Consider the following 5,893-nt stretch of genomic DNA (forward strand, 5'->3'; position numbering starts at 1 on the left):
CGCATCCAGCCCGGCCTCATGGTACTGTGCGGCCTGCGTGTTGTGGTCGATGAAGCGGTCGGGCAGGGTCATGGGACGGAAGCGCACGCGGTCCAGCAGGCCGGTTCTGGCCAGATGGGTCATGACATAGCTTGCGAATCCGCCAACCGATCCTTCCTCGATCGTGATCAGCACGGCGTGGTTGCGCGCCAGCTGTTCGACCAGGGCGGTGTCGATCGGCTTGGCGAAGCGGGCGTCGGCCACGGTGGGGGACAGGCCCTGGGCCGCCAGCATGTCGGCGGCCTTCAGCGCGTCCTCCAGCCTCGGGCCAAGCGACAGGATGGCGATGCCGCCCTGTTCGGGGCCGGACTGGCGGGTCATTTCGCGCACGATTCGCCCGCGTCCGATCTCGAGGATCTGGCCCGCGGCCGGCAGCTCCAGCCCAAGTCCTGCGCCACGCGGGTAACGCAGGCCGATCGGGCCTTCGTCAAACGCGATGGAGGTCGCGGTCATGTGTAGCAGTTCCAGCTCGTTGCTGGGCGCCATCAGCGTCATGCCCGGCAGGCAGCCGAGATAGGCGATGTCGAACGCGCCGGCATGGGTCGCGCCATCGGCGCCGACCAGACCCGCGCGGTCAATGGCGAAGCGCACCGGCAGCTTCTGCAGCACCACGTCATGCATGACCTGGTCATAGGCGCGCTGCAGGAAGGTGGAATAGATGGCGCAGAACGGACGCAGCCCCTCGGTCGCCATGCCGGCGGCGAAGGTCACGGCGTGCTGTTCGGCAATGCCGACGTCAAAGAAACGGTCGGGATAGGCCTTTGCGAACTTGTCCAGCCCCGTGCCCGACGGCATGGCGGCGGTGATGGTGACGATCCTGTCGTCGGTCGCGGCCTGGCGCACCAGTTCCTTCGCAAAGACCGAGGTGTAGCTCGGCGGGCCGGACGGGCCCTTCTTCTGCTCGCCGGTCACGACGTTGAACTTCGAGACCGCATGGTACTTGTCGCCCGCCGATTCGGCCGGGGTGTAGCCATGGCCCTTCTCGGTGATGACGTGGACCAGGACGGGGCCGACATCCTCGGCGTCGCGCAGGTTGCGCAGGATGTGGACCAGCTGGTTCATGTCGTGGCCGTCAACCGGGCCGACATAATAGAAGCCCAGTTCCTCGAACAGCGTGCCGCCGGTCATGATGCCGCGCGCGTATTCATCCGCCTTCTTCGCCGTGCGTTCCAGGCGGCCGGGCAGGCGCTTGGCCATCTTGGCGGCGAGTTCGCGTAAGGACAGGAACTTGCGCGACGACATGAGCCGCGACAGGTAGTTCGACATCGCGCCCACCGGGGGGGCGATCGACATCTCGTTGTCGTTCAGCACCACGATCAGGCGTTCGGCGCCCGGGCCGCAATGCGAGGCGTTGTTCATGGCCTCGTACGCCATGCCCGCCGAGATCGAGCCATCGCCGATCACCGCGATCACGTTGCGCTCGCGGTAGGAGGGGTCTTCCTCCGCGCGCAGGTGATGGGCGACGGCCATGCCGAGGCCGGCGGAAATGGAGGTCGAGGAATGCGCCGCGCCGAACGGGTCGTATTCGCTCTCGCTGCGCCGGGTGAAGCCCGACAGCCCGCCCGGCTGGCGCAGGGTGCGGATGCGCTCGCGCCGCCCGGTCAGGATCTTGTGTGGATAGGCCTGGTGGCCGACATCCCAGATCACCCGGTCATCAGGCGTGTCGAACACGGCATGCAGCGCCACCGTCAGTTCCACCACGCCCAGCGACGCGCCAAGATGGCCGCCGGTGGTGGACACGGCATCGATCGTCTCGGACCGCAGTTCCTCCGCCAGCTGCTTCAGCTGCTCCACCGAAAGGTTGCGCATGTCATGCGGCGTGCGCACCCGGTCAAGCTGGGGGTAGCGCCCAAGGGTCGGAATCGCGGGCTTGGTCTGATCCATGATGTTCGCGTCCATTGTTCTGCGTTGGCCCTTGCCCCATGTTCAGGGGAGGAACCAACCCGGGTTTCGGTTTGGCCTGTCGGTCCCGGGATCGGGGCCGGCATCAGGCTGCTCCGGCGGCGATGAATGGCGGCTCATGGCACGAAAACCATGGCGACCGTAGCGTAATCGCGATGTGTTACTCCGGTTAAGGCTGTAAATACAGTCTCTAATTCTATGACTGTTGTTAATTGGCCACACCAAAGCTGATAGCAATTGAATACAGGATGGTTTCTGTCCTATACCCTCGCGAAAGGCTTCATGTGTCGTACAAGTCCGCAACCTCGGCATGCTTTAAATGCACGGCTGGGTAATGTTGGGCTTGTTTTCTCGTAGGGGGATGTGACCATATCCGCCCTACCAGACTTGAAATATGAGACCGGCGTTGGGCCGGTGCAGGAGCAGAGGTTTCATGGCCGTTCCTATTATGCAGGCAGTCCGCGTCGGCGCCTATGTTGTCAAGCAGCATGTCACGCGGCGCAAACGTTATCCGCTCGTGCTTATGCTCGAGCCCTTGTTCCGCTGTAACCTGGCATGTGCCGGGTGCGGCAAGATCGACTATCCCGCCCAGATCCTGAACCAGCGCATGACCCTGCAGGAATGCCTGGACGCGGATACCGAGGCGGGCGCGCCGGTCATTGCCGTAGCTGGTGGTGAACCGCTGCTGCACAAGGAAATGCCCGATATCATCCGTGGGCTGATCGCGCGCAAGAAGTACGTCTACCTGTGCACGAACGCCCTTCTTCTGGAAAAGAAGATGGACGATTACGAGCCGAATCCCTTCTTCTCGTGGGACGTGCATCTGGATGGTGACCCGGCGATGCATGATGCATCGGTGTGTCAGGACGGCGTGTACGAACGCGCGGTCGCCGCCATCAAGAAGGCGAAGGCCCGTGGCTTCCGCGTGTCGATCAACTGCACCCTGTTCGATGGCGCCGATCCCAAGCGCGTCGCCGCCTTCTTTGACGAAGTGATGGCGATGGGCGTTGACGGCATCATGACCGCGCCGGGCTATGCCTACGAACGCGCGCCGGATCAGGAACACTTCCTGAACCGCCACAAGACGAAGCAGCTGTTCCGTGACATTTTCCGTCTGGGCAAGGGCAAGAAGTGGCGCTTCACGCAGTCGCCGCTGTTCCTGAACTTCCTGGCGGGTAACGAACAGTACCACTGCACCCCGTGGGGCAAGCCGCTGCGTAACGTCTTTGGCTGGCAGCGCCCGTGCTACCTGCTGGGTGAAGGCTATGCCAAGAGCTTTGAAGAGCTCATGGCCGACACCGACTGGGATGCGTACGGCACCGGCAACTACGAAAAATGCGCCGACTGCATGGTGCATTCCGGATACGAATCGACCGCCGTCATGGATGCCGTGCGTCGCCCCTGGCATATTGCCAAGGTCGCCCTGTTCGGGCCCGAGACGGAAAAGCCGATGGCGCCGGAAATCTCGCTGGCCAACCAGCGCCCGGCCGAATACGTGTTTACCCAGCACGTTGACGCCAAGATGGCGGAACTTGCCGCCCGCAAGAAGCCCGCGGCCCCGCCGCGCGTGAACAAGGTGGCGGCCCCGGCTGAAACGGCCGACGCGGCTGACTGATCGCGCATTTCATGTATTGCGTTTGGGAAAGGCGGGACATATGTCCCGCCTTTTTCTTTTGCATGCGTATTTTCAGGCATGTAGGCGCGGTGTGCCCGCGCGCGTGATTATGCTGTAGGATCGCGGGATCATGGTTGTCTCACTGATTGTCATATTGTGCCTCGTTCTGCTCAACGGGCTTTTTGCCATGGGGGAACTGGCGCTGATTTCCGCCCGTCGGGCTCGGCTGGCCATTCTTGCGCGTGACGGCGTCAAGGGGGCGGACCGCGCCCTGAAACTGGCCGGTGATCCGCAAAGCTTCCTGCCCACCGTCCAGATCGGCATGACCCTTGTCTCGATTCTGGAAGGCACCTTTGGCGGCAACAGCATCGAAGCCGGGGTCAGCCGCTGGCTGGCCCATATTCCCGCCCTGCGCTCCATTGCCGATGAACTGGCCATGTTCCTGGTGGTCAGCGGCATTACCGCCGTCATGCTGGTGCTGGGGGAACTGGTGCCCAAGCAGATCGCGCTGCGCCAGCCCGAACAGATCGCGGCACGCCTGTCCCTGCTGCTGGAATGGATGGCATGGCTGACGCGGCCCATCGTGTGGCTGCTGGGGCGGTCATCCGAACTGGTGCTGAAGCTTATGGGGATAGGCGGCGCGATCCGGCAGTCCGTCTCGGTCGAGGAACTGCGCGCCTATATTGCCGAAGGGGCGCAGGCCGGGGTGCTGGAGCAGGAGGAGCGTGACATGATCGAACGCCTGCTGCGCCTGGCCGAACGGCCCGTCCGCGCCATCATGACCCCGCGTAACGAACTGTGCTGGGTGGAACGGCACGTGCCGCGCGCGCAACTGCTGCAGGTGCTGCGTTCGACCACCTATTCGCGCATCGTGGTGTGTGAAGGGGGGGTGGACAACCCGGTGGGCGTGATCCTGGCCAAGGACATGCTGGACCGGTTTCTGGACGGTAAAAGCCCGTCGGTCGAAATCGGGCTGCGTCATCCCATCTCGGTGCCCGATACGCTGTCGGCCTTTGACATGCTGGAACGCATGCGGGCATCCTCGCTGGGTCTTGCACTGGTGCTGGATGAATATGGATCATTTGAGGGAATCGTGACCTCATCCGACCTGTTCGGCGCCATCGTGGGTGAGCAGCATGAACCGGGCAACACCCCGCCCCAGCGGCTGGCCCATGACAACGTGCTGGTGCTTGACGGGTCCATGCCCGCTGATGAGGTCAAGGACCGGCTTGGCCTGTCCGACCTGCCCGCCGAAGGCAGCTATCACACCCTTGCCGGATTGATACTCGCCCTGCTGCGGCGTGTGCCGGCCAGGGGGGACAAGGTCGTATTTTCCGGCTGGCTGTTCGAGGTGCTGGAAATGGAAGGCCGCCGCGTCGTGCGCGTGCAGGCCAGCCGGCAGTTGCTGGCGGAAAACTGAAGGTCTTATTTCCTTCAGGAGATTTCTAAAAATAACCTTTACCAAAAACGTCTTTCAGGCGGTCCTGAATGAAAAAAGGGGCGTCCCGTCGCCGGGAATGCCCCTTTTTTCAAACGGATGCGGAAGGTCCGTTAATGAATGGTGTGGCCGGTATGGCTTGCCATGGCGATTTCCGCGTCGAAACCGGGCCATTCATTGCGGGCCAGTGTTTCCAGGGAAGGCGTCGGGACACCCAGCTTGTCGGCATAGATCCACAGGTAGGTGAAAGCCCGGCGGACATAATCACGTGTCTCGGCATTGGGCAGGCTTTCGATATACAGCAGGGGATCCTCCCCGTCGTCCATCGTGGCGTTATGACGGGAAATGGCGGATGGCCCGGCATTATAGCTGGCCAGCATGCGGATCATGTCACCGCCGGGGGGAACGTGCGTCCCGCCGGTCTGTGTGGAGCGCTGGGCCAGGTACAGCACATAGCTCTGCCCAATATCAAGGTTGGCCGCAGGGTCATGCAGGTCTACGGGACGGCGGTTGAAACGGTCCCTGTCGTGCAGGATGAAAGCGGCCGTCACGGGCATGAGCTGCATGAGGCCACGTGCGCCCGCCCCGGAAACGACGGTGGTGTCGAAATTGGATTCCAGCCGCGTCAGCGCATAGACCAGTGCCGGGTCCATGCGGAAACCATGCTCGGGCTGCAGCGGCGGCAGGGGAAAGCGGGAGTCGTGGCTGCTGTGCTCGCTTTCGTTCGTGTCGATCAGCATGAGCATCTGGGCCGACAGGTCCTTCATGTTCATGGCGTCGGCCACCATCTGGGTGGAACGGCACAGGGCGGCATCGTTCTGGATATCGGGCCACATGCGGCGCAGGGTGGCTTCCGCCCGGTCACGCTCGCCAACCTGCAGCAGCGCGAAGGCGCGGCG

The 5,893-nt window shown here is 63.1% G+C and carries 3 protein-coding genes and 1 pseudogene (1 of these 4 cut by a window edge); 2 read left to right on the plus strand and 2 right to left on the minus strand.

Going from position 1 to position 5,893, the window contains the following annotated elements; translation table 11 throughout:
* Positions 1-1,923 (minus strand): 1-deoxy-D-xylulose-5-phosphate synthase (gene dxs / locus GEU01_RS04010; protein ID WP_408734715.1); only part of this gene is annotated, 1,923 nt, incomplete at its 3' end.
* Between the two features lie 451 nt (positions 1,924-2,374).
* Here dxs and hpnH point away from each other — a divergent pair.
* Positions 2,375-3,556, plus strand: coding sequence for an adenosyl-hopene transferase HpnH (gene hpnH / locus GEU01_RS04015; protein ID WP_010509006.1), 1,182 nt, complete (start codon positions 2,375-2,377; stop codon positions 3,554-3,556).
* A gap of 130 nt (positions 3,557-3,686) precedes the next feature.
* Complete coding sequence (locus GEU01_RS04020) at positions 3,687-4,976, plus strand: hemolysin family protein (RefSeq protein ID WP_019085040.1); 1,290 nt, start codon at positions 3,687-3,689, stop codon at positions 4,974-4,976.
* 131 nt (positions 4,977-5,107) lie between these two features.
* Here the strand turns inward: GEU01_RS04020 and GEU01_RS22265 are convergent.
* Positions 5,108-5,893 (minus strand): annotated as a pseudogene (locus GEU01_RS22265) (lytic transglycosylase domain-containing protein) (it continues 1,190 nt past the right edge of the window).

It is taken from the genome of Komagataeibacter europaeus LMG 18890 (assembly GCF_000285295.1).
Lineage (GTDB): Bacteria > Pseudomonadota > Alphaproteobacteria > Acetobacterales > Acetobacteraceae > Komagataeibacter > Komagataeibacter europaeus.

Excerpts from the sequence above, each read along its gene's own strand:
- GEU01_RS04020 (WP_019085040.1), top strand. The coding sequence starts at position 3,687 with ATGGTTGTCTCACTGATTGTCATATTGTGCCTCGTTCTGCTCAACGGG.
- hpnH (WP_010509006.1), top strand. The coding sequence starts at position 2,375 with ATGGCCGTTCCTATTATGCAGGCAGTCCGCGTCGGCGCCTATGTTGTC.